The 23,617-nt window shown below is 69.2% G+C and carries 27 protein-coding genes; 12 read left to right on the top strand and 15 right to left on the bottom strand.

Features of this window, described 5'->3' with window-relative positions; genetic code table 11:
* On the top strand, window positions 1–501 hold the full coding sequence (locus tag ACFW0G_RS24700; protein ID WP_378327744.1) for a hypothetical protein: 501 nt from the start codon (window positions 1–3) through the stop codon (window positions 499–501).
* Here ACFW0G_RS24700 and ACFW0G_RS24695 read toward each other — a convergent pair.
* The 5 genes from ACFW0G_RS24695 to ACFW0G_RS24675 all read right to left on the bottom strand — a co-directional run bounded on the left by ACFW0G_RS24695 (window position 453) and on the right by ACFW0G_RS24675 (window position 6,303).
* The gene (locus tag ACFW0G_RS24695) at window positions 453–1,391 is read right to left on the bottom strand and encodes a glycoside hydrolase domain-containing protein (protein WP_378327743.1); all 939 of its coding nucleotides are present in this window, start codon (window positions 1,389–1,391) and stop codon (window positions 453–455) included. The two genes, ACFW0G_RS24700 and ACFW0G_RS24695, sit on opposite strands and share 49 nt — an antisense overlap.
* A 165-nt stretch (window positions 1,392–1,556) precedes the next feature.
* Entirely contained in the window at window positions 1,557–2,372 is an 816-nt protein-coding gene (locus ACFW0G_RS24690; RefSeq protein WP_378327742.1) for a carbohydrate ABC transporter permease, read from the bottom strand.
* On the bottom strand, window positions 2,369–3,277 hold the full coding sequence (locus ACFW0G_RS24685) for a carbohydrate ABC transporter permease (protein ID WP_378327741.1): 909 nt from the start codon (window positions 3,275–3,277) through the stop codon (window positions 2,369–2,371). The genes ACFW0G_RS24690 and ACFW0G_RS24685 overlap by 4 nt, the downstream gene beginning before the upstream one ends.
* The gene (locus ACFW0G_RS24680) at window positions 3,277–4,572 is read right to left on the bottom strand and encodes an extracellular solute-binding protein (RefSeq protein WP_378327807.1); all 1,296 of its coding nucleotides are present in this window, start codon (window positions 4,570–4,572) and stop codon (window positions 3,277–3,279) included. The genes ACFW0G_RS24685 and ACFW0G_RS24680 overlap by 1 nt, the downstream gene beginning before the upstream one ends.
* Window positions 4,573–4,674: 102 nt before the next feature.
* Window positions 4,675–6,303, bottom strand: a complete 1,629-nt coding sequence (locus ACFW0G_RS24675; protein ID WP_378327740.1) for a long-chain fatty acid--CoA ligase — start codon at window positions 6,301–6,303, stop codon at window positions 4,675–4,677.
* A gap of 461 nt (window positions 6,304–6,764) precedes the next feature.
* On the opposite strand from ACFW0G_RS24675, the gene mihF reads away from it, so the two are divergent.
* Entirely contained in the window at window positions 6,765–7,076 is a 312-nt protein-coding gene (gene mihF, locus ACFW0G_RS24670; protein WP_051767699.1) for an integration host factor, actinobacterial type, read from the top strand.
* 116 nt (window positions 7,077–7,192) lie between these two features.
* Window positions 7,193–8,371 (top strand): isochorismate synthase, encoded by a 1,179-nt coding sequence (locus ACFW0G_RS24665; RefSeq protein WP_378327739.1) that lies wholly within the window; start codon window positions 7,193–7,195, stop codon window positions 8,369–8,371.
* Window positions 8,372–8,549: 178 nt separating this feature from the next.
* Here the strand turns inward: ACFW0G_RS24665 and ACFW0G_RS24660 are convergent, their stop codons facing one another.
* Window positions 8,550–9,245, bottom strand: coding sequence for a 4'-phosphopantetheinyl transferase family protein (locus ACFW0G_RS24660; protein ID WP_378327738.1), 696 nt, complete (start codon window positions 9,243–9,245; stop codon window positions 8,550–8,552).
* Window positions 9,246–9,427: 182 nt separating this feature from the next.
* Between ACFW0G_RS24660 and ACFW0G_RS24655 the strand changes: the two genes are divergently transcribed.
* Window positions 9,428–10,597: an acyl-CoA dehydrogenase family protein gene (locus tag ACFW0G_RS24655; RefSeq protein WP_378327737.1), complete on the top strand. Its 1,170-nt coding sequence runs from the start codon at window positions 9,428–9,430 to the stop codon at window positions 10,595–10,597.
* Between the two features lie 90 nt (window positions 10,598–10,687).
* On the opposite strand, the gene ACFW0G_RS24650 is transcribed toward ACFW0G_RS24655, so the two are convergent.
* The 4 genes from ACFW0G_RS24650 to ACFW0G_RS24635 are packed head-to-tail and all read right to left on the bottom strand — an operon-like array spanning window position 10,688 to window position 13,983.
* Window positions 10,688–11,008, bottom strand: a complete 321-nt coding sequence (locus tag ACFW0G_RS24650; protein ID WP_378327736.1) for a hypothetical protein — start codon at window positions 11,006–11,008, stop codon at window positions 10,688–10,690.
* 58 nt (window positions 11,009–11,066) lie between these two features.
* On the bottom strand, window positions 11,067–11,708 hold the full coding sequence (locus ACFW0G_RS24645; RefSeq protein ID WP_378327735.1) for a TetR/AcrR family transcriptional regulator: 642 nt from the start codon (window positions 11,706–11,708) through the stop codon (window positions 11,067–11,069).
* The gene (locus ACFW0G_RS24640) at window positions 11,699–13,243 is read right to left on the bottom strand and encodes an AMP-binding protein (RefSeq protein ID WP_378327734.1); all 1,545 of its coding nucleotides are present in this window, start codon (window positions 13,241–13,243) and stop codon (window positions 11,699–11,701) included. Before ACFW0G_RS24640 ends, ACFW0G_RS24645 begins: the two co-directional genes overlap by 10 nt.
* Window positions 13,240–13,983, bottom strand: a complete 744-nt coding sequence (locus tag ACFW0G_RS24635; RefSeq protein WP_378327733.1) for an enoyl-CoA hydratase/isomerase family protein — start codon at window positions 13,981–13,983, stop codon at window positions 13,240–13,242. Before ACFW0G_RS24635 ends, ACFW0G_RS24640 begins: the two co-directional genes overlap by 4 nt.
* A 47-nt stretch (window positions 13,984–14,030) precedes the next feature.
* On the opposite strand from ACFW0G_RS24635, the gene ACFW0G_RS24630 reads away from it, so the two are divergent.
* From ACFW0G_RS24630 to ACFW0G_RS24605, 6 genes are all read left to right on the top strand, one after another.
* Window positions 14,031–15,623: an amidohydrolase gene (locus ACFW0G_RS24630; protein WP_378327732.1), complete on the top strand. Its 1,593-nt coding sequence runs from the start codon at window positions 14,031–14,033 to the stop codon at window positions 15,621–15,623.
* Between the two features lie 22 nt (window positions 15,624–15,645).
* Window positions 15,646–16,086 (top strand): GNAT family N-acetyltransferase, encoded by a 441-nt coding sequence (locus ACFW0G_RS24625; RefSeq protein WP_378327731.1) that lies wholly within the window; start codon window positions 15,646–15,648, stop codon window positions 16,084–16,086.
* Between the two features lie 21 nt (window positions 16,087–16,107).
* The gene (locus tag ACFW0G_RS24620) at window positions 16,108–16,791 is read left to right on the top strand and encodes a metal-dependent transcriptional regulator (RefSeq protein ID WP_378327730.1); all 684 of its coding nucleotides are present in this window, start codon (window positions 16,108–16,110) and stop codon (window positions 16,789–16,791) included.
* A gap of 154 nt (window positions 16,792–16,945) precedes the next feature.
* On the top strand, window positions 16,946–17,767 hold the full coding sequence (locus tag ACFW0G_RS24615; protein ID WP_378327729.1) for an LLM class flavin-dependent oxidoreductase: 822 nt from the start codon (window positions 16,946–16,948) through the stop codon (window positions 17,765–17,767).
* A gap of 87 nt (window positions 17,768–17,854) precedes the next feature.
* A complete protein-coding gene (locus ACFW0G_RS24610; RefSeq protein ID WP_378327728.1) occupies window positions 17,855–18,208 on the top strand; it encodes a transcriptional regulator in 354 nt (117 codons plus the stop codon).
* Window positions 18,209–18,501: 293 nt separating this feature from the next.
* On the top strand, window positions 18,502–19,146 hold the full coding sequence (locus ACFW0G_RS24605; RefSeq protein WP_378327727.1) for an alpha-ketoglutarate-dependent dioxygenase AlkB family protein: 645 nt from the start codon (window positions 18,502–18,504) through the stop codon (window positions 19,144–19,146).
* Between the two features lie 38 nt (window positions 19,147–19,184).
* On the opposite strand, the gene ACFW0G_RS24600 is transcribed toward ACFW0G_RS24605, so the two are convergent.
* Entirely contained in the window at window positions 19,185–19,790 is a 606-nt protein-coding gene (locus ACFW0G_RS24600; protein ID WP_378327726.1) for an ArsR/SmtB family transcription factor, read from the bottom strand.
* Window positions 19,791–19,901: 111 nt separating this feature from the next.
* Here ACFW0G_RS24600 and ACFW0G_RS24595 point away from each other — a divergent pair, with 111 nt between their 5' ends.
* Window positions 19,902–20,309 (top strand): hypothetical protein, encoded by a 408-nt coding sequence (locus ACFW0G_RS24595; protein ID WP_378327725.1) that lies wholly within the window; start codon window positions 19,902–19,904, stop codon window positions 20,307–20,309.
* Complete coding sequence (locus ACFW0G_RS24590) at window positions 20,302–20,574, top strand: hypothetical protein (RefSeq protein ID WP_378327724.1); 273 nt, start codon at window positions 20,302–20,304, stop codon at window positions 20,572–20,574. The genes ACFW0G_RS24595 and ACFW0G_RS24590 overlap by 8 nt, the downstream gene beginning before the upstream one ends.
* On the opposite strand, the gene ACFW0G_RS24585 is transcribed toward ACFW0G_RS24590, so the two are convergent.
* From ACFW0G_RS24585 to ACFW0G_RS24570, 4 genes are read right to left on the bottom strand one after another with little or no spacing between them, the layout of a single operon-like run.
* Window positions 20,555–21,418 (bottom strand): biotin-dependent carboxyltransferase family protein, encoded by an 864-nt coding sequence (locus ACFW0G_RS24585; protein ID WP_378327723.1) that lies wholly within the window; start codon window positions 21,416–21,418, stop codon window positions 20,555–20,557. The genes ACFW0G_RS24590 and ACFW0G_RS24585 overlap by 20 nt on opposite strands.
* The gene (locus ACFW0G_RS24580; RefSeq protein ID WP_378327722.1) at window positions 21,415–22,038 is read right to left on the bottom strand and encodes an allophanate hydrolase subunit 1; all 624 of its coding nucleotides are present in this window, start codon (window positions 22,036–22,038) and stop codon (window positions 21,415–21,417) included. Before ACFW0G_RS24580 ends, ACFW0G_RS24585 begins: the two co-directional genes overlap by 4 nt.
* 23 nt (window positions 22,039–22,061) lie before the next feature.
* Window positions 22,062–22,820 (bottom strand): LamB/YcsF family protein, encoded by a 759-nt coding sequence (locus ACFW0G_RS24575; RefSeq protein ID WP_378327721.1) that lies wholly within the window; start codon window positions 22,818–22,820, stop codon window positions 22,062–22,064.
* Window positions 22,820–23,614: a putative hydro-lyase gene (locus tag ACFW0G_RS24570; protein ID WP_378327720.1), complete on the bottom strand. Its 795-nt coding sequence runs from the start codon at window positions 23,612–23,614 to the stop codon at window positions 22,820–22,822. Before ACFW0G_RS24570 ends, ACFW0G_RS24575 begins: the two co-directional genes overlap by 1 nt.
* Between the last annotated feature and the right edge of the window lie 3 nt (window positions 23,615–23,617).

Raw genomic sequence — 23,617 nt, 5'->3', positions numbered from 1 at the left:
ATGGCAGATACCGGGGAAACGTGGACGCCGAGACTGCGGCTGGTGGTCGCGGTGTGCTCGGCGGTGTTCGCGATCGGCACGGCACTGCAGAACTTCGTCGTCATCGACCCGCACATGATCGAAACGGCCATGCGGCTGGCGGGGAAGTCACCCGCCGAGGCGCGGGCCGAAGCGCCAGGATTCCTCACCGTGCTCCGGCTGGTAGGGGATCTCTACCTGGCCGGTAACCTGCTCGGTCTCCTGGCGCTGTGGCCGCGTGCGCGGATCTTCTGGCTGGTGCTGATCGTCAACATCACCCAGGCGGCGGGCGTGATCGCGATCCCGCCCGCGGTTTTCCGCGCGTCACTGGAACTCTACGGTCCTGCCGGGCTCCTGCCGTCGTTGCTCACCGACGGCGGCGCGCTGGTGCTGTCGTTCGTCCTGATTTTCCGCTGGCTCGGCGGAAAGCGGGATCAGCGGAACGAAAGGGAAGCCGTTCGTTCCGGATGCCCCGGGGAATAGGTGTAGATGATGGATCCCTGCGTCGCGCCGGGCGCCACGTCGATCTTCCACGGCCGGAGCCGGTCGATGTGGAAGTCGGCTTCGTTGCTCCACTTGTAGTCGAACTTGTCGCCCTCGGGAAGCCCTTCACCGGCTTGCCAGATCCCGTGCACGATGATGAAGTCGACCGGGCAGTTGACGCGGATCTGGCTGGCCCCGGCGGGGATGTCGAACGACATGCTGCGTCGCTCTCCGGACTGTAGCTGCATGTTCCACTCCTCGTCGTTCATGAACGCGGACGAACCTCCACCGGGGGTGAAGGGGATCGGGCGCAGGATCAGGACCCGGTCGGTCTGGATGCCCCCGACGATGGGCTGATAGTTGTTGTCCTGCCAGCCGTTGATGAAGCCGCGGGCCGCTTCCCAGGCCCCGCACTGGATGAAGTAGTCGACGTGGCCGCGGCCGGCGTCCATCGCGTCGGCGAATCCGTATGCGCCGACCCGGCCCCGGCCAAGGATGCTCACCGCGCCGTCGAGATAGGCCTGCCACAGGGCGGCCGTGATGACCGGCCGCCCTGGAGCGTTGAACCACCGGTCGGCGCAGAAGAAGATCACGCCGGGAAAGCCGAGGTAGTTGCACCCGGCGAGCGCGCGCCGCGCGTTTTCCTGCCCCTGCGCGTACCCGCCTATCGCGTCGTCCTGGTCGACCTCGAAGTACATGGCGAGGCCGAGGCCGGAATTCAACTGGTCGCGGTACTCGGACGCGTTCGTGTGCTTGGTGCCGAGCAGATTCGGCGCGTCGATGTAGCGGATGACGCCGGTCGCGGTCTCGCCGTTCGACCCGATCTTGGCCGATTTTATCGTGGCGGCGGAGAGTTTCGCTGCGCTGTAGTCGATCCACCAGGTGGCCATGGCGTTCCCCCTCGAACGGGCTCCGGTCTCAGTCGATCTTGCGGAGCAGCCATGGACCCGTCGTCTGTTGTCCGCCCCGCGTTCCATGATGAGCGCACAGGGTCACATTTGTTAATGCCTCATAGTGCCGCCATTCGGGCTAATCAGGCCGACTCCTGGGAGTGACTATCCTTTGAGGCCGGATTCGGCGACGCCGCGCACCAGGTAACGCTGCAGGAAGACGAACAGGAGCACGATCGGCAGGATCGAGATCGCCGCGGCGAGGAACAGCAGGTTCAGCTGGGGATTCTGCGAGGTGAGCAGCCCGGACAATGCCACCTGGACGGTCCACGAGTCCGGCGACTGCGCGATCACCAGCGGCCACAGGAACGCGTTCCAGCTGCCGATCACGGTGATCACCGCGATCGCCGCGAAGAACCCGCGCGAGTTCGGCACCACGATCCGCCAGAACACGCCCCAGCGGCTCAGCCCGTCCATCCGGCCCGCTTCCTCCAGTTCGCGGGGGAAGTCCACGAAATGCTGCCGGAAAAGGAACACGCTGAAGGCGCTGAAGATCCCGGGGATCACCAGCCCGCGCAGATCCGAGACCCAGCCGAGGGTGGACACCACCACGAAGCTGGGCACGAAGGTGACCGATGTCGGGATCATCAACGTCGCGATCACCGCGTACAGCACCTTTTTCGAGTGCCGGTAAGGAATCCTGGCCAGTCCGTAGCCCGCGAGCGAGCACACCAGCAGCACGCCGGCGGTCTGGACCACGGCGACGACGGCCGACGTCAGCAGGCTGTGCGCGAACGGGACGTCCTGCAGCGAGAACAGGTCGCCGATGTTCTCCCAGTGCACCGTCGAGGGGAAGAACGTCCAGCCGGGCGCGGTGATCTCGGCGCGGGTCGACAGGCCGTTGCGCAGCAGCAGGTAGAACGGCAGCAGGAAGAGCACCGTCGCGACGAGGAGCGCGGTCCACCGCGCGAGCGCTTTCACACCGCCTCCCGATCGAACCGGAACACCCTGCCCTGCAACAGGGTCACCAGCGCGATGATCAGCGCCAGGATCACCGCGCCCGCGCTGCCGCGCCCGAGGTCCTGACCGCCGGAGCCGAGCGAGGTGTAGTAGAGGTACACCAGCGGCGGCCTGGCGAACGGCGGATAGCCGCGTGAATCGCCCATGATGTTGTAGAACTCGTCGAACGCCTGGTACGCGTTGATGAGGTTGAGCAGCAGCACCGCGACGGACGTCGCGCGCAACTGCGGCAGCGTGATGTGCCGGAACACCTGCCAGCCGGGTTTCGCGCCGTCGAGCCACGCCGCCTCGTAGAGATGCTTCGGGATTCGTTGCAGCGCGGCGAGGAACAGGATCATGTAGAAACCCAGCTGCAACCACAGCCGCGCGGTCACCAGCACGACCCAGTACAAGGGCGGATGCACGGTCCCGGTCCAGGCCACCGGGTCGGCGCCGAACAAGCCCAGCACCGAGTTCGCCAGTCCATATCGGACACCGGAGAACAACGACGTCTTCCAGATCAGCGAGGCCACCACGTAGGAACAGGCGAAGGGAAGGAAGAACACCGAACGGAAGAACGCGCGGGCGAATTTCAGCTGGTTGACCCCGACCGCCAGCGCCAGTGAAAGCACGAAGGTCAGCGGCACGATGAACACCGCGAACACGCTGAACGTCCCGAGGCTGGACAAGAACGGTTCGTCGGTCAGCATGTGCGCGTAGTTGTCCAGCCCGACGAACGTGCTCGGGGTGACCGTGTTGCGCGCGTCGAAGAAGGACAGGTACGCGCTCCAGCCGATCGGCAGGTACGCGAACACGATCAGCCCGATCAGGAGCGGCCCCACGAACAGCCAGAAGACCGCGGTGTCGCGGGCCTTGCGCGACCGCATCAGCCGAACAGGCGCTTCAGCTCGGCCTTCGCGACGTCGACCGCCTTCTTCGTCTCGGCCGCCGGGTCGGCGGTTTCCTTGGCGATCTTCGCGACCGCGTCGCTCAGCGCGGTGTTCGACGGCTGGGTCCACACTGGGCCGCCGATGAGGTGGCTGTTCTCCTTGACGAACCGGGCGGCGTCGGCGGCGGGGCCGGACTTCAGGTTGTCCGCCTTGTCCACCAGGCTCTGCCGGGCCGGCACGTGGAAGCCGAACTTCGTGGCGAACTCCAGCTGATCCGCCGTCTGGTCGATCCACAGCCACTTCACGAAGTCCTTGGCGGCGGCCACGTTCGGGCTCTTGGCGTTGACCATCGCGCCGTACGCGCCGACCGGAACCGACGGCGCGCCGCTGCCGTCGAGCTTCGGGAACGCCAGCACGCCGAAGTCGTCCTTCAGCGCGGCCTGGATCTTCGGCACGTTCCACAGCCCGGTCCACTGCATCGCGGCGAGGCCGTCGATCAACGCGGCGGGATCCGACCAGTCCGTCGGCGCGCCGAGCAGCAGCGAGTTGTTCGTGTTGAGCGCGCGCAGCTTGCCGAACGCCGTCGCCGCGCGCGGGTCGTCGAAGCCGACCTCGCGGTTGTCGTTCTTCAGGTAGTCGAGCCCTGCCGACCACAGCAGCGGGCCGGTCAGCGTCGAGACGCCGCCGTCGTTGCCGACGAACAAGCCCTTCACTCCGCCCTTGGTGAGTTTCGCCGCCGCGTCGATCAGTTCGTCGACGGTCTGCGGCGGCTGCACGCCCGCGGCGGACAGCAGGCTCTTGCGGTAGAAGAGAACCTGGGTGTCGATGGCCTGCGGGATGCCGTAGACCTTGCCCTCGACCGTGTTCGCGGCGAGCAGCGCCGGGGTGAAGTCGCTCTTCACCGGGCCGATGAGGTCGTCGAGCGGGACGACCTGGTTCTGCCGCACCCAGTCGATCTTGACCTGTGCCTCGAAGACGTCCGGCACGGGGCTGTTCTGCAGGGCCGTCACGATCTTCGAGTCGTAGTCGCCCGGGTTCCACTGCACGGAGACCTTGGCCTTCTGGTACGCGGCGGCGTAGCGCTTCACCGCGTCCTGGACGCCGTCCTCGCCGTACGCGTGATACCACTGCTGCAGCGTGGGTTTCGCCGGTTCCGGCGGCGCCGCCGAGTACGCCGTCGACGGCGGCGGATTGCCCTGCCTGCCCGTGTTCGACCCGCACGCGGCCGCGGTCACGCCCGCCGCCGCCATACCCGCCAGTGCGAAGAAGTTCCGCCTGCTGCGCTGCTGCATCCCCAGTCCCATCTGCCACAAGCCCGTGGGGGCCTCCCTGAGGGACCTAGATTCCCTCAGGGAGGCCCCCACGGACCATCTGACTCGCCGGATGTTTACCCGTTAGAGCTGTGAGATGTCGAGCTTTCCCTCGGAGTGGAACGCCCGCAGCCGCTTCTTGTCGAACTTGCCGACACTGGTCTTCGGCACCTCGTCCACGAAAGTCCAGTTCTCCGGCAGCTGCCACTTCGCGACCTTGTCGGCCAGGAACTCGCGCAGCTGCTCGGCGGTGACGTTCTGGCCCTCCTTGAGCACGACGGCGACCAGCGGCCGCTCGTCCCACTTCTCGTCCGGGATGCCGATCACCGCGGCCTCCGCGACCGCGGGATGCGCCATGACCTGGTTCTCCAGATCGACCGAGGAAATCCACTCGCCGCCGGACTTGATGACGTCCTTCGCCCGGTCGGTCAGGGTCAGGAAGCCGTCCGGGCTGATCTTGCCGACGTCGCCGGTGCGCAGCCAGCCGTCGTGGAACTTGTCCGGGTCGACCTCGGCGCCGCCGTGGTAGGCGGCCGCGATCCACGGCCCCTGGACCTCCAGCTCGCCCACGGCCTCGTTGTCCCACGGCAGGACTTCGCCGTTGTCGCCGATCAGCCGCGCGCTGACCGACGCGGGGAAGCGGCCCTGCGTGTAACGGTAGGCCCAGTGCTCTTCGCCGGTCGCCGACGCCGGCGGCCGCGCGACGCTGCCCAGTGGCGACGTCTCGGTCATGCCCCACGCGTGCAGGATCGGCACGTTGTAGCGGTCCTCGAAGGCGTGCATCAGCGACGGCGGTGCCGCCGAGCCGCCGACGACGACCTCGCGCAGGTGGGAGATGTCCTGCGGGTTCGCGTCGAGGTGGGCGAGCAGGCCCTGCCAGATCGTCGGCACCGCGCCCGCGAACGTCGGCTTCTCGGCGGCGAGCAGCGCGGCGATCGGGGCGGGCTGGAGGAAACGGTCCGGCATGAGCAGGGACGCGCCGACCATCAGCGCGGCGTAGGGCATGCCCCAGGCCATCGCGTGGAACATCGGGACGATGGCGAGGGCCTTGTCGTGCTGGGCCAGCCGCATGCTGTCGGTCATGCAGACCTGCATCGAGTGCAGCCAGATCGAGCGGTGGGAGTACACGACGCCCTTGGGGTCACCGGTCGTGCCCGAGGTGTAACACATCGCGGCGGCCGAGCGCTCGTCGACCAGCGGCCAGTCGAACTCGTCGGGCTGGGCGGCCAGCAGCGCGTCGTAGGAGTGCACCTGGACCCCGGCCGGCGCCTCCAGCGCGGCGGCGTCGCCGTTCGCGACGATGACGTGTTTGACCGTCTTTAGCCCTGGTAGCTGCTTCGCCAGTAGTGGGACCAGGGTGCCGTCCACGATGACGACCTGGTCCTCGGCGTGGTTGGCCACGAACGTCAGCTGCTCGGGGAACAGCCGGATGTTCAGCGTGTGCAGCACCGCGCCCATCGCGGGGACGGCGAGGTAGGCGGCGAGGTGCTCGGCGTTGTTCCACATGAATGTGCCGACGCGCTGATCGCCGGTCACCCCGAGGCTCCGGAGGGCGTTCGCGAGCCGGGCGGCGTGCTTGCCGAGCTCGGCGTAGCTCTCGCGGCGGGCTTCTGAACCGGTCCAGGTGATGACTTCGCTCCCCGCGTGCACCGAGGTGCCGTGGCGGAGCAGCGTGGCCAGCGACAGCGGCCGGTCCTGCATCGTGCTCAACATGGGGGACTCCCGTGGACTCATTCGCCGGTGGTCTGGGTGCCGCCGACTCTAATGCGGAACGGGCGTTCCGAGCATGGTCAACTCAGGCAACTCTTCGGTTACGACGTCCCGCTAACGGGTGGCCACGTAAACCGGTACAAGATCATCAATTTTCAACATTTTCCTTATGTGGGAACGAAAGTAGTCACCCATAGCGGGTGAAATGCGCCGCACTTTCGAGTGAGCGAACCCGGCTGCGAAGCGTGTCGGGTGGACGTTTCCGCAGGCTGGAGCGGGGAGGCGACGGGTTGCCCACCGGGTGGTCGAGGGGTAATAAGTGCGTGTCGGTTGTACGTCCGTGAACGTCGTGGCGTTTACTGGGGCGGTGGTAAGAGACGGCTGGCCAGCGCTTGCACCTGCAAGCATGGGGATAAGGCCGTCGGCCGCGAAAGCGGAGACCTGATGAGGAAAGGACTACTACGTTGGCTCTGCCCACGTTGACTCCGGAGCAGCGCGCCGAGGCCCTCGCGAAGGCGGCCGAGGCACGTAAGGCGCGTTCCGAGCTGCTTGCGTCGATCAAGTCCGGCAAGGAGAGCATCGAGAAGGTGCTCAAGCAGGCCAAGGAGAACAAGACCATCGGGAAGACGAAGGTCACCCAGCTGCTGAAGGCCGTCCCCGGCCTGGGCGCTGTCAAGGTCGCCGCCCTGCTCGAGCAGGCGGGCATCGACCCCGACCGGCGTGCCGCCGGCCTCGGCGAGCGCCAGCGTGAGGCGCTCATCGACGCGCTCAAGTAGCCGTCGGGGAGTCCCCGCGGGGAAGGTGTGATCCTGCCTGCGGCAGGAGCCTGGACACGGTGTTGCCCCGGCAACACTTTCCCCGCGGACCTCCCGGATCCTGGGACGCTGGAGGCGTGACGACCAGTACCGCGCCGGCGACCCCGGTCGACCTCGCCGCCCGCTACCAGCGGGGTGACTTCCTGCTCGCGACGGCCCGCCGCGCCCTGCTCGCGCAGGGTGTCCAGCGGACCGTCACCGAGACCGACCCGGGCCGGCTCGCCGCCGAGGTGTCCCGGCAGCTGAAGGCTGCCCGCGCGCCGCTGGCGGTCGGTGTCCTGCCCTTCGACACCGGCTCCGGCACGCGTGTCCCCGGGCACCTCGTACTCCCGCGAACGGTGCTCCGCGCCGATGCGGATGATTCTTCCGCGGCCGTTGTCCTGCCACGGGAGGTGCTGCCGCGGCCGTCGGACGTCCGCGCCGTGCCCTCGCCCGAGGCGCACATGGACACCGTGGCCGCCACGGTCGCCGCGCTGGCGGACCGGGGTTTCAGCAAGGCGGTCCTCGCGCGCGCCCTCGACCTCGAGTTCACCGAACCGCTGCGTGCCGAGCACATCGTGCGCAACCTGGCGAGGGAGAACCCCCGCCACTTCACCTACGCCGCCCAGCTGCCGAGCGGCCGCACCCTCGTCGGCGCCACCCCGGAGCTGCTGCTCTCCCGCGCCGGACGCTCCGTTTTCACCCTCCCGCACGCCGGGTCGATGCCGCGTTCGGCCGATCCGGAGACCGACCGGGCCAACGGCGAGGAGTTGCGGACCTCGCGCAAGAACCAGATCGAGCACGCGGTCGTCGTGGACTACGTCGTGGAGGCGCTGCGGCCGTTCTGCCGCTCGCTGGACGTTCCCGACGGCCCGGAACTGGTGTCCACTCCGGCGATCTGGCACCTGCGGACCGCCATCACGGGCGAGCTGGCCGATCCCGGCGTCACCGCACTGGACCTGGCCGCCGCGCTGCACCCCACCCCGGCGATCTGCGGTACCCCGACCGAGGGCGCGCGTTCGCTGGTGAGCGAGCTGGAGCCGTTCGACCGGGACTACTACGCCGGTGCCGTCGGCTGGGTCGATGCCGCGGGGGACGGCGAGTGGGCGGTTGCGATCCGCTGCGCCGAGGTCGCCGACACGTCGATGCGGCTCTACGCCGGTGGCGGCATTGTGGCCGACTCGGACCCGCGTGCCGAGCTGGACGAGACGAGCGCGAAGTTCCGGACGCTGCTGGGCGCGATGGGCCTGGCGGACGCGAATCTCCCGTACGTCTGAGCCGGGGTTCATGCGCCCGAATGTGGCATTGGGTGCGTCCAACGCACCGAACGCCACATTGGGGCGCTCGTCCACCCCCTCTGGCCCACTCTGACCTGCGGAAGGTGGGCGAGGGACCTTTGCTCACGCTTGTTAGTTCCGCTAAGCAACGCTAGTAAAGGTCCCTTGCTCCCGCTGCTCAGGCGTCCGGGGTCCAGAAGTGTTCGGTGACCTGGAGATCTTCCGTGGTCAGCACCGCGACGGCGGCGCGGTAGCCCTCGGTGGCTTCCAGATCGGCGAGGCGGGTCAGTGCCGGGTCGAGTGCCGCGTCGTCGGAGGACACCAGGCGCGCGGGCTCGTCGTGCCCGGAGAACGTGATGCTCTGCAGCGGGATCTTCAGGCCCTTGCCGGTCGCCTTCATCACGGCTTCCTTGCGGGTCCAGTAGACGAAGAACGCGGCGGCCCGTTCCTCGGCGGTCAGCCCGGCCAGCGCCTTCTGCTCGACCGGGCTCAGCGCGTAGTCGATCAGTGAGTCGTCCGCGCGGCGGGTGGCCGTCTCGACGTCGAGGCCGATCGGGACGCCGTCGGTCGCCGCGACGCCGATCAGGTCGCCCGAGTGCGAGATGGTCAGCGTCAGGTCCGAGCCCGGTACCCGCGGCCGCCCGTGCGGCTTCCCGCAGTCCTCGCACGTCGCGTCGAACCGCACCGTCTCGACGTCGCGGCCGAGCCGTTCGGCGGTGAGGGTCTTGGCGAGCACCCGCCCGGTGAGGAAGCGCCGCTTGTCCGCTTCCTGCCGGTATGCCTCGTGCCGTCCGAGCTCGACGTCGTCGAGCAGCCGGAGGAAACGCTCCTCGTTCGGCAGCGGCCTCGACCACCGGACTGCGATCTCCATCACCGGAACCCCCAAGTTTTGTCTCCTGCGTTCGATCCTTCCGCGCCCGATCCCGCTTGTCACGCGTACGGGGTAGACGTGACCGGGAGTACGGGTATCCTGAACTAAGCAAGCGCTTAGCCAGCGTCGTGGCGCCTCCGCGGCCGCGACCGTGTCGGGCAGAGAATTCCGCAGAAGAGGTAGCCATGGATTTCACCCTGAGCGTCGAGGAACGGGAAGTGCGCGACTGGGTCCGCACCTTCGTCCAGCGTGAGCTGATCCCGCTCGAGCCGGAGGTCCTGCGCCGCGAGCGCGCCGGGCAGCCGGGGATCACCTCCGACGAACTGCGCGAGCTTCAGCTCAAGGCCAAGGAATCCGGGTTCTGGGGTGTGCTGACGCCCGAGTCCTACGGCGGCATGGGGCTGTCCGCGGTGATGGCGGCGCTGCTCGAAGCCGAGCTCGGCCGCACCTTCGTGCAGTTCAAGTTCGGTGGCTCGGCGGACAACATCCTGTTCCACGCCAACGAGGAGCAGAAAGAGCGCTATCTGCTCCCGACGATCTCGGGTGAGCGGAAGTCCTGTTTCGCGATCACCGAACCGGGTGCCGGGTCGGACGCGAAGGCGATCCGGACCGCGGCCCGCAAGGACGGTGACGACTGGATCATCAACGGCGAGAAGACGTTCATCACCGGCGGCAACGAGGCCGACTTCACCATGGTGTTCGCCATCACCGACCCAGAGAAGGGCGCGAACGGCGGCGTCACGTGCTTCCTCGTCGATCGTGAGATGGGCTGGAAGTCCGAGTACATCGACACGATGGGTGAGTGGGGCCCGGCTTCGCTGGTGTTCCAGGACGTTCGCGTGCCCTCGTCGCAGATTCTCGGCGAGGAAGGACGTGGGTTCGAACTTGCGATGCAGTGGATCGGCCAGGGCCGGTACCTGCTGCCCGCCCGCGCGATCGGTTCGTGCGAGCGGCTGCTGTCGATGGCCATCGAGCACGCCAACACGCGGGAGACGTTCGGGCAGAAGATCGCCGAGCGACAGGCCATCCAGTGGATGATCGCGGACTCCGGTGTCGAACTGGAAGCGCTGCGCTGGCTGGTGCTGCACGCGGCGTGGCAGGTCGACCAGAAGATGGACTCGCGGCACGCGCAGTCGATGGCGAAGCTCTACGGCGGGGTGAAGGCGAACGAGATCGTCGACCGTGTCCTGCAGATCCACGGCGGGATGGGCTACACGCGGGAGCTGCCGATCGAGCGCTGGTACCGGGAGCTGCGGCTGCTGCGCATCTACGAGGGCACCGACGAGATCCAGCGCCGGACCATCGCCCGCAACCTGCTCAAGGGTCACGTCAAGCTCGGCGGCGTCCTGGGCTGAGGCCCTACCACTTCGGGGCCCCACATGCCGTTAAGGCCACCTTACGGGCGTCTGACGCCCGTAAGGTGGCCTTAACGGCACTTCAGGTTCCTACTTCTGGTTCCGGAGCGCGATGGGGACGCCCGCCAGGTCCTCCTCGTTGCACAGCAGCTTGACGTCGTAGTAGGGCGAACCCTGCCGTTCGTCGTAGTCGAGGTGGATCGCCAGCACGTCCAGCGGCTCACCGAGCCACTCCTGGGCCTGACGTAGCCAGCCCGCACACCGTTCCAGTGCCGCGGGGAGGTCGTCGTCACGGAACTCCACGGGGCGGTAAGGCACGTCCTGCACCTGATCGCGGGGGTTTGCCGGGGTCGGCAGACCAGGTGCGAGACCCGAGTCGTCCAGTTCCAGTTGGATCGTTTGCTCAGTCACCCTTCGAGCGTCCCCCACACACGCGCCCGGGGCAAGGCGTACGGTGGTAAAAGCGCCGCTAAACGGGCACTCCCCACACTTTCGCGACCATTTCGCGCTCCCGCCGCAACTCCGAAACACCGGCCGGACATTCACAGCCGAGGACCCGCAGCGCGAGTTCGGCGTAATGCGCGGCCAGCTGGTCGAGGGAGAGCGGCCCGCGTGGCGAATACCACCGGGCGACGCCGTTGCACATCTCCAGGAGCGCCAACCGGGTGACAGCCGGATGTGTGGTGTGGAAAACACCGGCCGCCACGCCCTCCTCGATGGCGTCGGACCAGAGCTTTTCGTAGTCGTCCCGTAACGCGACGACCCGTTCGCGTGATTCGTCGGACAGGGCGTCCACTTCGTTGTCCACCACCCGGGTTTCCTCTGGCTGGACCGCGTGCGCGAGGACGTGCAGCGCCACGAGCGTGCGTACCCGGGTGACCGGGCCGGCGGACTCGGCGACGGCCTGGCGCGCGGCGTCGAGCAGGCGGCGCAGCGCGGTGGTCATGATGTCGACGAGCAGATCCTCCTTGGTGCCCATGTAGTGGTACAGGCTGGCCGAGGACAGTTCCGCCTCCTGCGCGAGATCCCGGATGCCGGTGCCGTGGAAACCCTTGGCGGCGAAGAGTTTGACGGCCGCGGCGCGGACGCGCTCGCGACTGGTCACAGCCATCGGCCCGCCGTCCGGTCCCAGCTGCCCGCGCGCGGGTCGGCGATCCTCCGCAGTTCGCCCTTCGCGACCCGTTCGGACGGCGTCAGCGGCAGTTCGTCCGGGAAGGCCCAGAACCGCGGGATCTTGAAGTAGGCGAGCTTCTCCGCGCAGAACTCGGCCAGTTCGGCGGGTTCGGGACGATCGCCGTCGCGGACGACATAGGCCTTGATCTCCTCGCCGCGCAACTCGTCGGGCACCGCGACGACGGCCGCCAGCTTCACCGCGGGATGCAGGAGCAGCGCGCGTTCCACCTCGTCGGCGGACACGTTCTCCCCGCTGCGGCGGATCATGTCCTTGGTGCGCCCGACGTAGTAGACCCGGCCCCGATCGTCCATTTTGGCCAGATCACCGGTGTGGAACCAACCGCCCGCGAAGGCACGCGCGGTCGCTTCCGGATCGTCGTGGTAGCCGTGCATCAGCCCGACCCCGCGGATGAGCAGCTGTCCGGTTTCCCCGCGTGGCAACGGCTTGTCGTCGTCGCCGGCGATCATCACCTCGCGGGCGGCGTTGGGCAGGCCGAGGCAGCCGGTGCCGACCGTCTCGTCGTGGTCGGCCGCGGTCATCCGGATGTCGCCGCCGGTCTCGGTCATCCCGAACGCCTCGTACCACGGCACGCCCCAGCGTTCCTCCAGTTCCGCGTGCAGCTCCACCGGGATCGCCGACGCGGTGACGGCGCGGACCCGGTGGTTCCGGTCGTCCTCGTGCGGAGGCTGGCGCAGCAGCAGCGCGGGCATCATGCCGAGGCAGTAGAACCAGGTGACCTCGTATTCGCGGACCTTCGACCAGAACGTCGTGGGGTGGAAGCGGTCCAGCACAACGAGCGTTGCGCCGCCCGCGAGTCCCAACGCGACATTCCACTGTGGATCGATGTAGTGGAACGGTTGCGCGGTCAGGAAGACGTCGTCCTCGCCGACGGCGGGGAAGTCGGTGGCCAGGCTGATCGCGAGCGTCGTCCAGTACCGGTTGGGCAGCACGCAGCCCTTGGGCGCGCCGGTGGTGCCCGAGGTGTACTGGATGTTGACCGGCCGCTCGGCGGTGGTGGTGAACCGGGCCGCGCCGATGCCAGGGGTGAGTGCGGTGAGTTCGTCGATCGTCAGCGTCCGCTCGAGTGCGGTTTCCGGTGCGACACGGCCGATCAGTTCGGCGAATTCCGCCGCGACGACGGCGAATCGCGCGCCGGAATGGCGCAGCACATGGGCGCCGTCGAACTCCCGGTAGTTCGTGTTCACCGGCACCAGCGCCGCGCCGAGTTTCGCCAGCGCGAGCCACAGGAGCGGGAATTCCGGCTGGTTGCGCAGCATCACCGCGACCCGGTCACCGGCACGGACGCCGAGGTCGAGCAGGGTGAGCGCGAGCCGTGAGCTGCGGCGGTCGACTTCGGCGAAGGTGAGCCGCTCGCCCGTTTCGTCGAAGATCCAGGCGGTCCGCTCCGGCCAGAGTTCGGCGGCGCGGGTGAGCAGTTCGACCAGGGTGGTGCACTCGCGCAACGGCGTCATGCCCGGCTCCGGAACGCTTCGGTGGACGCGCGCACCGCGGCCGAGTGCTCGGTGACCAGCGCGTGGCTGACTTCCAGTTCCAGCGCGGATTCCAGCGCGTTGTCGATGCCCGAGTCGAGGACTCGCTTGGCCATCGTGGCGGCCTCCGCCGGATGCGCGGCGATCTTCGCCGCCCAGTCGAGTGCGCGCTCCGGGAGTTCGCTTGCCGGGAAGACCGCGTTGACCAGCCCCAGTTCGTGCGCCTCCGTTCCGGAGATCCGGTCGCCGAGCAGCAGCAGTTCCTTCGCCTTGAGCGGTCCGACCAGCAACGGCAGCAGCCGCGACGCCGCCCCGGTGACGCTCAGCCCGAGCGAGACCTCGGGGAAGCGGAACACCGCGTCCTCGGCGGCGAGAATCAGGTCGCAGCCCAGCGCGAACTCCGCGCCCGCGCCGATCGCGTAGCCGTGCACCGCGGCGATCACCGGCTGCCGCAACGCGCGCAGCCGCCGCGTCACGTCCTGCAACCGATCGAGCCTGGCCCGTGAATCACCCTCCGGGGTGGGCTCTTTCAGGTCGTGACCCGCGCAGAACGCGCGGCCGTTCCCGGACAGGACGACCACGCGGGCGTCGCCGCGCGCGACCTCGTCGAGTGCGGCCAGCAGGTCGTCGACCAGTGCCGGGGCGACGGCGTTCAGCCGCTCGGGCCGGTTCAGCCGGATCTGGGCGATGCCGTCGGCGACGGCGAGGTCCACGGTGCTCATGAGGGCGAGCCTAGACGTTCGATCGATCGATCGATAGGGTCCGATTCATGCGGGTCGACACGGTCTACGAGAACGCCCTGGTGCTGACCGGGGAAACCACGACGAGTGCGCTGGCCGTCCTGCACGGGCGGATCGTGGCGCTCGGCGAGGACGCCGAAGCGTTGTCGGCGCGTCGGCGGGTCGACCTCGGCGGCTCGGTGGTCGTCCCCGGTTTCCACGACGCGCACAACCACATGGCCTGGTACGGGATGTCGCTCGACCATGTCCCGCTCAGCGACTGCCGCGGCGTCGAGGAGGTCTACGCCGCGATCGCGCGCCGGGCGGCCGAACTGCCCGACGGCAGCTGGGTCGTCGGCAGCGGCTACGACCAGAACAAGCTCGTCGGCGGCCATCCCGACCGCCATGGTCTCGATCGCGCGGCCCCGGGAAAGCTCGTGCAGCTCAAGCACACTTCCGGGCACATGTGCGTGGTCAACACCGCGGTGCTCGACCGGCTGGACGTCGGCAACGTGCCGGTGGGCGGGGACCTCGTGCTCGACGACGGCGGCTCGCCGACCGGGCTGTTGCGGGAACAGGCCCAGCGGCTGCTGGACCCGCTGACCTACCCGACCCCGACGGAAACGCTGGTTCGCGGTCTCGGCCGGGCGAGCGAGGTGTACCTGTCCGAGGGCATCACCAGTGTCCAGGAGGCCGGGATCGGCGGCGGGCTCGTCGGCGAGTCCCCGGCGGAACTGGCGGCGTACCAGCTGGCTCGCGAACGCGGGCTGTTGCGCGTGCGAGCCACGGTGATGGTGGGCGCGCCGGTACTGCACGAACTGAGCGACGGCGCGGGTTTCGGCCTGGATCTTGGTCTGCGCACCGGGCTCGGCGACGAGTGGCTGCGCATCGGCCCGATGAAGCTGTTCGCCGACGGTTCGCTGGTCGGCAAAACCTGCGCCATGCACGAGCCGTTCGCGGGCGAGCCGGACAACCGCGGCTACTTCCAGCTGCCGGAGGACGAACTCGCGCGGACGATCATGCGGGCGCACGAGGCGGGCTGGCAGATCGCGACGCACGCGATCGGGGACCGGGCGATCACCGTCGTCCTCGACGCCTACGAGGCCGCGCTGGCCGCGCATCCGCGCGCCGATCACCGGCACCGGATCGAGCACTGCGCGGTCCTGCAGCCGGACGAGCTGACACGGATGGCGCGTCTCGGCCTGATCCCGTCCCCGCAGGGCCGGTTCGTCAACGAACTCGGCGACGGGATGCGTGCCGCGCTCGGCGAGGAGCGGGTCGCGTGGTGCTACCGGCTGAAGAGCCTGCTCGACGCGGGATGCGTGCTGCCCGCGAGTTCCGATCGCCCGGTCGTGAACGGCGCCCCGCTGCTCGCGCTCGCCGACATGGTGCGGCGCCGGACGTCCTCCGGTGCCCCGTTCGGTCCGCAGGAAGCGCTTTCCCCGCGCGAGGCGTTGCGGGCCTACACCCAAGGCTCGGCGTACGCCGTCTTCGCCGAGAATGATCTGGGAACGCTGACACCCGGCAAGCTCGCGGACTTCGCCGTGCTGTCGGCCGACCCGACCGACGAGTCCACTATGGACGATGCTCGGGTGCTGGCCACCGCCGTCGGCGGCGAGCTGCGCTACGAGGCCCCGAACTGACGACCGAGAGGAGTGCTGGCCGATGCCGGTCCGGGAAGCGGTGTTCGAGGACGCGGAGGAGATCTGCGCGCTCATCGAGGAACACGCGGAGTACGAGGGAAACACCGAGCTGAAGCTCGACCGCGCCGAGATGAGCGGTCACCTGTTCGGGCCGGAGCCCAAGGCGTGGGTGCTGATCGCCACCGTGCCGGGGGACCCGGACAAGGTCGCGGGTTTCGCGTTCTGCAGCTGGAACTTCTCGACCTGGGAGGCCCGGCCGGGGATCTGGCTGGACGATCTGTTCATCCGGCCGGAGTACCGGCGGCACGGGCTCGGCCGCGAGCTGCTCGACGCGCTGCGCGCGCGGACGACCGGGCGGGTCGAGTGGGACATGCAGGCGGGGAACGAAAAGGGCGAAGCGTTCTACGCCGATCTCGGCGCCGAACCGGTGCCGGGATGGATCCGCTACCGCTGGCGACCCTGATCACGCCGTATCGTATTCGGCATGGGTGATGGTTCGGTCCGGAGGTCTTCGTCGGTCGAGGACTACGTCCGCGTGATCTACGGGCTGGTCGAGCGGGGTGAGGCGGTCACCAACGCTTCGCTCGCCGGCAGGCTCGAGGTGAGCCCGTCGTCGGCTTCGGGCATGGTCACGAAGCTCGCGCAGCTGGGCCTGGTCGCGCACGTGCCCTACCGCGGGATCGAGCTGACCGGCGAGGGCAGGCAGCTGGCCCGGTCGGTGCTGCGGCGGCATCGGCTGATCGAGACGTACCTGGTGTCCGAACTCGGCTACACCTGGGACGAGGTGCACGCCGAGGCCGACGCGCTGGAGCACGCGGTGTCCGACAGGCTGGTCGAACGCATCGCGGCGAAGCTCGGCAACCCGGTGCGCGATCCGCACGGCGACCCCATCCCGGCACCCGACGGCAGTGTCGAGGAGCTGCCGATGCGGATCCTCGACGATCTGCCGCCCGGAGCCGTCGGCGAGATCGTGCGGGTCTGGGACACCGATCCGGAGCTGCTGCGGTATCTGACCGAGCACGCCATCGGGCTCGGCAAACGGATCGAGGTCGTCGAGCGTCAGCCCTTCGGCGGTCCGATGGTCGTCAAGGTGGGCTCGCCGCCGGACACCGCCACGCACGCCATCGGCAAGGAGATCGCGCAGGCGTTGTCGGTCGCCCTGCGCTGAAGGGGACTTTCCTCGCGCAGGACGCGGTGAAGGGGACGTTCCTCGCATGGCATGAGACGAAAGTCCCCTTCAGCCCACGTGCGCACCGGGACGTATCCGCGGTTGACGTCCTGGAGCGGATGTGCCGGTCGCGCCCGAGGACCACGATGGCCGCATGACATCGAAACCCTTCCGCTTCGGGATCGTCGCCGGGTTCTCGCCGGACCTGGCCGCGTGGACCGCGCAGGCGAAGCAGGTCGAGGAACTCGGCCTGGACACGATGCTGGCCACCGACCCGGTCGCCGGCTCCGACCCGCTCACGCTCGTCCCGGCCGCCGCCGCGGTCACCAGCACGCTCCGGGTGGGCACGTTCGTGCTCGCCGACCCGTTCCGCGACCCGCGCCAGCTCGACTGGCAGGTCCGGACGCTGCATCGGCAGACGGGTGGCCGGTTCGAACTCGGCCTCGGCGCCGGCCGTCCCGGTGCCGACGACCACGCCCGGTCGCTGGGCAGGGACTACCCCGGGATGGCGCAGCGCATCGAGCGGCTGGAAGCCACCATCGAGCTGATCAAGAGCACGCCGGACCGGCCGAAGCTGCTCATGGCCGCGCGGGGGCCGAAGATGCTCGCGCTGGCCGCCCGCGAGGCCGACATCGTCACGTTCTCGTGGCTGCCACGGACCACGCCGGACGAAGCGCTGTCCATTGTGGACAAGTTCCGCGAGCTCGCTGGTGCGCGGCTCGGCGAGATCGAGCTGGCGGTGAACCTGATGGCGATTGGGGACGAGCCGGCACCGCACGTCGCGCGGTTCGCCGGAGTCGACGTCCCGGAACTCGCCGCGTCCGGCGCGGTGACCGTGCTCCCCGCCGATCCCGGACAGGCCACCGACACACTTCTCGGCTGGCGAGAGAAGTGGGGGATCTCGTACGCCACAGTCAATTCCGGCTATCTCCAGCCCTTCGCGGCCATTGCCCGATCGCTGCGTGCGCTCGCCTGAAGCACCTGGGTGAGCACCCTTCCGATCCTGCCGCGCGGCGCCTACGCTCCAGTGTTCTCACCAGCTGTAGCTCGGAGCGAAATAACCATGACCGGTCAACGACCAAGGACCATCGACCGGGGGGAACGCACGGGGAGCGAACTGGAACGGTTGCTCGAAACGGGCCCGTTCGCCGAGGCGTTGCGCGCGGCGATCCGGGCCAGAGGGCTCGGCCTCGATCGCATCCGCTATCGCTTGCGGAGCAGGGGGACTTCGCTCAGCCTTGCCACACTGAGCCATTGGCAGTCGGGACGGTGCCGGCCGGAGCGGTCGGAATCGTTGCGGGCGTTGCGGAATCTCGAGGACATCCTCGGTGTGCCGGGCGGTTCGCTGATCCGGCTGCTCGGCCCGCCGCGGGGCAGGGCCACCCCGTGCGGCCTTCCTCATGAACACGCGCGGTAGCCGGGGAGGCGGTCACTGGTCACGTGACCGCCTCGTTGCCGATCGAGTGTGCCGTGGATCACAGTTCTGTGGCAGTCTTGGACGAATGGTGACGCAGAGCAGAGGAACTCGGCTGCGTGACTTCGGGACTGCGCCATTCGAGCGAGGAATGCGGAGGCTTGTGGCGGCGAATGTGGCTTTCCGGGGTCAGCGGGTAATGCTCGGCTGGCGAGCCGAGGTGCCGGAAAAAGTGCGAACGTCGCGCGGCGGATAGCGAGCGGCTACGCGGTGTGCCCGGTGGCAGAATCGCCGGGGTGAACGCGCTGCTTCCCCGTCCACGGGCCGAGATCGCACCCGGCGCGGTGCACGTGCCGGACTGGCTCGATCTCGACGCGCAGCGTGAGCTGGTCGAGGCCTGCCGGAGCTGGCGCGGCTACCGGTCGGCGCGGTTGCCGAGCGGGGGCGTGATGTCCGTGCGCACGGTTTGCCTCGGCTGGCACTGGTATCCCTACCGCTATTCGCGCACGATCGACGACGGCGACGGCTCGCCGGTGCTGCCGTTCCCGGACTGGCTCGGTGATCTCGGGCGCCGCGGGCTGGCGGACGCGTACGGCTCGCCCGCCGAGGACTACCGGCCGGACGTCGCGCTCGTGAACTTCTACGACGCCGCCGCGCGGATGGGGATGCATCAGGACAAGGACGAACGCGGCCTTGAACCTGTGGTGTCCCTCAGCCTCGGCGACACCTGTGTGTTCCGCTTCGGGAACACGGAGAATCGCGGGCAGCCGTACACCGACGTCGAACTCGGCTCGGGCGATCTGTTCGTGTTCGGTGGCGCGTCGCGGCTCGCCTATCACGGAGTGCCGAAAACCCTGCCGGGCACGGCGGAACCGGCGCTGGGCCTGACCGGCAGGCTCAATCTGACGCTCCGCGTGTCAGGGCTGGGCATGGGAGCGTAGCTCCACCGTTGAGGGCGGGCGGAGGGGATGAGGCGGCATTAGTCCTCGTCGCCGTCCAGTTTGGGCGGTGTCGGGTGCGGGCCCTCGTCGGGCAGCATGTACAGCCGCACGGCCATCTGCCGTGAGCCGGGCGGCTTTTCGCCGGGCTCGTTCACGTACTTCCAGATGAGGTTCTGGTACTCCTCGACGAACGACGTGATCTGCTCTTCGGTCATCCGCAGCCCGCTGCGGTAGATCTGGTTCCAGCCTCCGGCGGTGTCGTAGCCGCTGTACGCGCTGACGACGAGCCCGAGGTCGTGGCTCATCTTGAGCGCGCCGAGCTTGGTCGCGGCCTCGCGCTCGTCCGGGGTCATTTCCAGGCCGGGCGGGGTGTAGATGTCCTTCGTCAGCGACCGCCACCAGCGCTCGCGCCCGGTGGAGCGCTCCTCGATCTCGGCGATCAGCTTCAGATCCGCGAGTTTGCGCAGGTGGTAGCTCGTCGTCCCGGTGCTCTCGCCGAGTGCCTTCGCGACGCTGGTCGAGTTCGCTTCGCCGTGGTCCCCGAGGTAGCTGAGGATGTCGCGGCGCACCGGATTGGACAGCGCCTTGTACAGCGCCTTGATGTCCGCGCCGGTGAGTACGCGGCGCTCGGGACGTTCCGCCATGCGGTCACCGTATTGCAGAGAAGTACTGCAAAGCAAGTTTGCAAAAAGTCTCTGCAATCGGCTAACTTGGTCGGCGAGGCGCACCGGCGCCGCGACCTATCGGGGGCTGTCATGCGGAAAGACCTGGCCGGAAGGCTGTTCCTGCTCGCGGGAGCGGGCCTGCTGCCGTGGATCGGCGTGCTCTGGGCGACGTTGCCCGACGCCTACCCCGCGCAGCATTGGCGTGTCGCGTGGGTGGGGCTGGACCTGCTGGAGGCCCTCGGGCTGCTCGCCACGGCGTGGCTGGTCCGGCGGGGCGATCACCGGGCGCCGCTCGCGTCGATCGGGACGGCGGTGCTCCTGTTCGTGGACGCCTGGTTCGACGTGCTGACCGCGGGCAGCGACGTCGTGGTGTCGCTGATCATGGCGCTCGCGCTCGAACTGCCGCTGGCCGCGGTGTGCGTCTTCGTCGCACTGCGCAAGACGGCGCCGGCTGTCGTTTCGCGGGCTACGCGGCCGCTGGCGGTGGCTCATGCCTGAGCGTCTCGACCCGGTGCTGCGCGACGAGATCGACGACCGTGTGGCCGAGGCCTTCGATGCCTACCTCGCCGAGCGGCTGGCCGAACCCGGTCCCCTGCGCAGCGCGCTCGATGCCGGTCGTGGTGCCGGGGTCGTGCTGGGCACGGTGGCCTTCGGCGCGTTCGCGACGGTTGTCGCGCAGTTCGAGCCGACGGTGCTGTGCTGGATCTGGGGCTCGCTCGCGGTCGTCAACCTCGCCTGGCTGCTCACGCGCCCGAGGCGGTGAACCGGACCGAGATCCCGGGACGGAGCTGGGCGGCGAGGTCGAGATCGTCCTCGTCGACGACCGCGATCACCGGATAGCCACCGGTCACCGGGTGATCGGCGAGGAAGAGGATCGGCGCGCCCGATGGCGGCACCTGCAGTGCGCCCGGCACGCACGCCTCGGGTGGTAACTCGCCATCGCGGACGCGGCTCAGTTGCGGGCCGGTGAACCGGATGCCGACTCTGTCCACATCGGACGTAACGGTGTAGGGCCGCGAGACCATTGTGGACAGTGCGTCGCCGGTGAACCAGTCCAGCCGTGGTCCCGGGGTGATCCGCAGGCACGGCTCGGCCGGAAGGCCGGGGCGTGGTGCGAGATCCACCGCGGGCGGGCCGAGCACGACACTCCCGACCGGCAGCGACATCCCGGCCGCGAGCGGCGGCGGGCCCAGCTTGCCGAGGGTGTCGGTCGCGCGGGCGCCGAGGATCGCGGGGACGTCGAGGCCGCCTCGAACCGCGACGTAGCACCGCAAACCACGTTCCGGCGTGCCGAGCGCCAGCTCGTCACCGGGACGCAGGACGATCGGCGCGTTCGGCCCGGCCGCGCGGCCTCCGGCGGTGATCGGGCACGGTGCCCCGGTGACGGCGACGGTCACCGTCTCCGAGGCCCGCAGGGCGAGCCCGCCGAGCGCGGTCTCCAGCGCGGCGTGCCCCTCGGGGTTGCCGACCAGCCGGTTCGCCAGGCGAAGCGCACCGCGGTCCGCGGCGCCGGAGCGGCCGACGCCGATCGCCGCCAGGCCGGGACGGCCCAGATCCTGCACGGTGGCGAACGGGCCCGGGCGCAGTACGTCGAGCTTCGCGGTCATCGGCGCGTCCTGGCGAACCGCACTCGGGTGCCTGGGGTGAGCAGGTTCGGCCGCGCCCGTTCGACGTCCCACACCGGGTGTCCGGTATGGCCGAGCAGGCGCCAGCCACCGGGCGACGAGTTCGGGTACACCGCCGTGTACTCGCCGGCGATCGCGACCGACCCGGCGGGCACCCGGGTGCGCGGCGTGGCCCGCCGCGGCACGTGCAGCACCGGATCGAGCCCGGTCAGGTAGGCGAAACCCGGTGCGAAACCGCAGAACGCCGCGACGTATCCGCCCTGCTCGTGGCGTTCCACCACCTCGGCCACCGACAGCCCGGTGTACTCAGCGACCTCGCCCAGATCCTCGCCGTCGTAGCGGACTTCGATGACGACCTCGCGCTCCGCCCGCGCGGAAACGTCCACTGTGGAGTGCCGGAGCAGGTCGTCGGTCAGCCGCTCGTGGCTGGTGCGGTCCGGGTCGAACCGCACCAGCAGCGTCCGTGCCGCCGGGACGAGCTCGGTCACGCCGTCGGGCTGCTCCTGTTCGAGCGCGTCGTGCAGGCCGAGCACGTCCTCCTGCCCGTCGAGATCGACGAGCACCGCCCGGCGGCCGTACGGCGAGACCCGCCACTGTCGCATGTGGACTTCCACGTTCTTCCCGGTCATCCGGCGGGCACGAACGGTGCGGGCTTGACCCCGGCTTCGGTCAACCCGTCACGAATCCGCCTCGCCAGCTCCACCGCGCCCGGGGTGTCACCGTGCACGCACAGGGAAGCCGGGTTCAGCGCGAGCACCTGTCCGTCCACAGCGGACACTGTGCCGGTGGTGGCCATGGCGACCGCGCGTTCGGCCACGGCGTCCGCCTCGTGCAGTACGGCGCCGGGCTCCCGGCGCGACACCAGGCGGCCCTCCGGGGTGTAAGCGCGGTCGGCGAACGCCTCGGCGTAGCTCGCGATGCCCGCTTTTTCGGCTTGGCGCTGCATTTCCGAGCCTGGCGGGCAGAGCAGCGCGAGACCGGGGTCGTACCGGCGCAGTGCCTCGACCACGGCGGCGGCCTGATCCGGGTCGACCGCCGCGGTGTTGTAGAGCGCCCCGTGTGGCTTGACGTACCGGACACGGCTGCCCGCCGCGCGCGCGAACGCGTCGAGCGCGCCGATCTGGTACAGCACGTCGTCGGCCAGGTCCTCGGGCGTGATGTCCAGTGCCCGCCTGCCGAAACCCGCCAGGTCGCGGTAGCCGACATGCGCCCCGATGGTCACGCCGCGTTCGGCCGCGAGCGCGCACACGCGCCGCATCACCCCGGGATCCCCGGCGTGGAAACCACACGCGACGTTCGCGCTGGTGACGATGTCGAGCATCGCCTCGTCGTCGCCCATCCGCCAGGCGCCGAAACCTTCTCCGAGATCGCTGTTGAGATCCATCAGTCCACCCGATATTCGCTGTCGAGCCGGTCGGAAATGAACATGTAGCCGGGTGCGTGCGTGATCGCGAACGGCGGCCGCGAGGCCATCAGGGCCGCCTGCGGGGTCACCCCGCACGCCCAGAACACGGGGACGTCGCCGGGCTCGGCGTCGATCGGGTCACCGAAGTCCGGCCGGTCGAGGTCCTCGATGCCGAGCGTACGCGGATCGCCGACGTGCACCGGCGCCCCGTGCACCGCGGGCATCGCGCGGGTGAGCCGGATGGCGTCGCCGACGCGGTCTTCCGGGATCGGCCGCATCGAGACGACCATCGGCCCGTGCAGCCTGCCCGCCGGTTCGCATTCGACGTTCGTCACGTACATGGCGACATTGCGGCCCTGGTCGTTGTGCCGCAGCGGGATGCCCTCGGCGGCCAGTATCGATTCGAAGCTGAAGCTGCAGCCGATCGAGAAGGCCACCATGTCGCTGCGCCACAGTCCGCTGGCGTCGGAGACCTCGCCGGAGAGCGCGCCGTTCTGCCAGACGCGATAGCGCGGCAGGTCGGTGCGTAGATCCGCGTCCGAGGCGAGCCTGCTGCCTGGATCGCCGGGATCGCTCACATCCAGTACCGGGCAGGCCTGCGGATTGCGCTGACAGAACAGCAGGACGTCGTAGGCCCAGTCCTCGGGCACCGCGATGAGGTTCGTCTGGGTGTAGCCGCGTGCCCAGCCCGTCGTCGGGCGCTCCGTGCCGGTGCGGAACACCGCGCGTGCTTCGGCGGGGGTCAACGTCGCCGGGTCGTCGTAGGTCGTCATCGT

The organism is Amycolatopsis sp. NPDC058986 (genome assembly GCF_042741125.1).
GTDB lineage: Bacteria > Actinomycetota > Actinomycetes > Mycobacteriales > Pseudonocardiaceae > Amycolatopsis.
The sequence above is the reverse complement of the archived record's forward strand: the minus strand, read 5'-3'. Positions and strand labels throughout refer to the sequence as shown.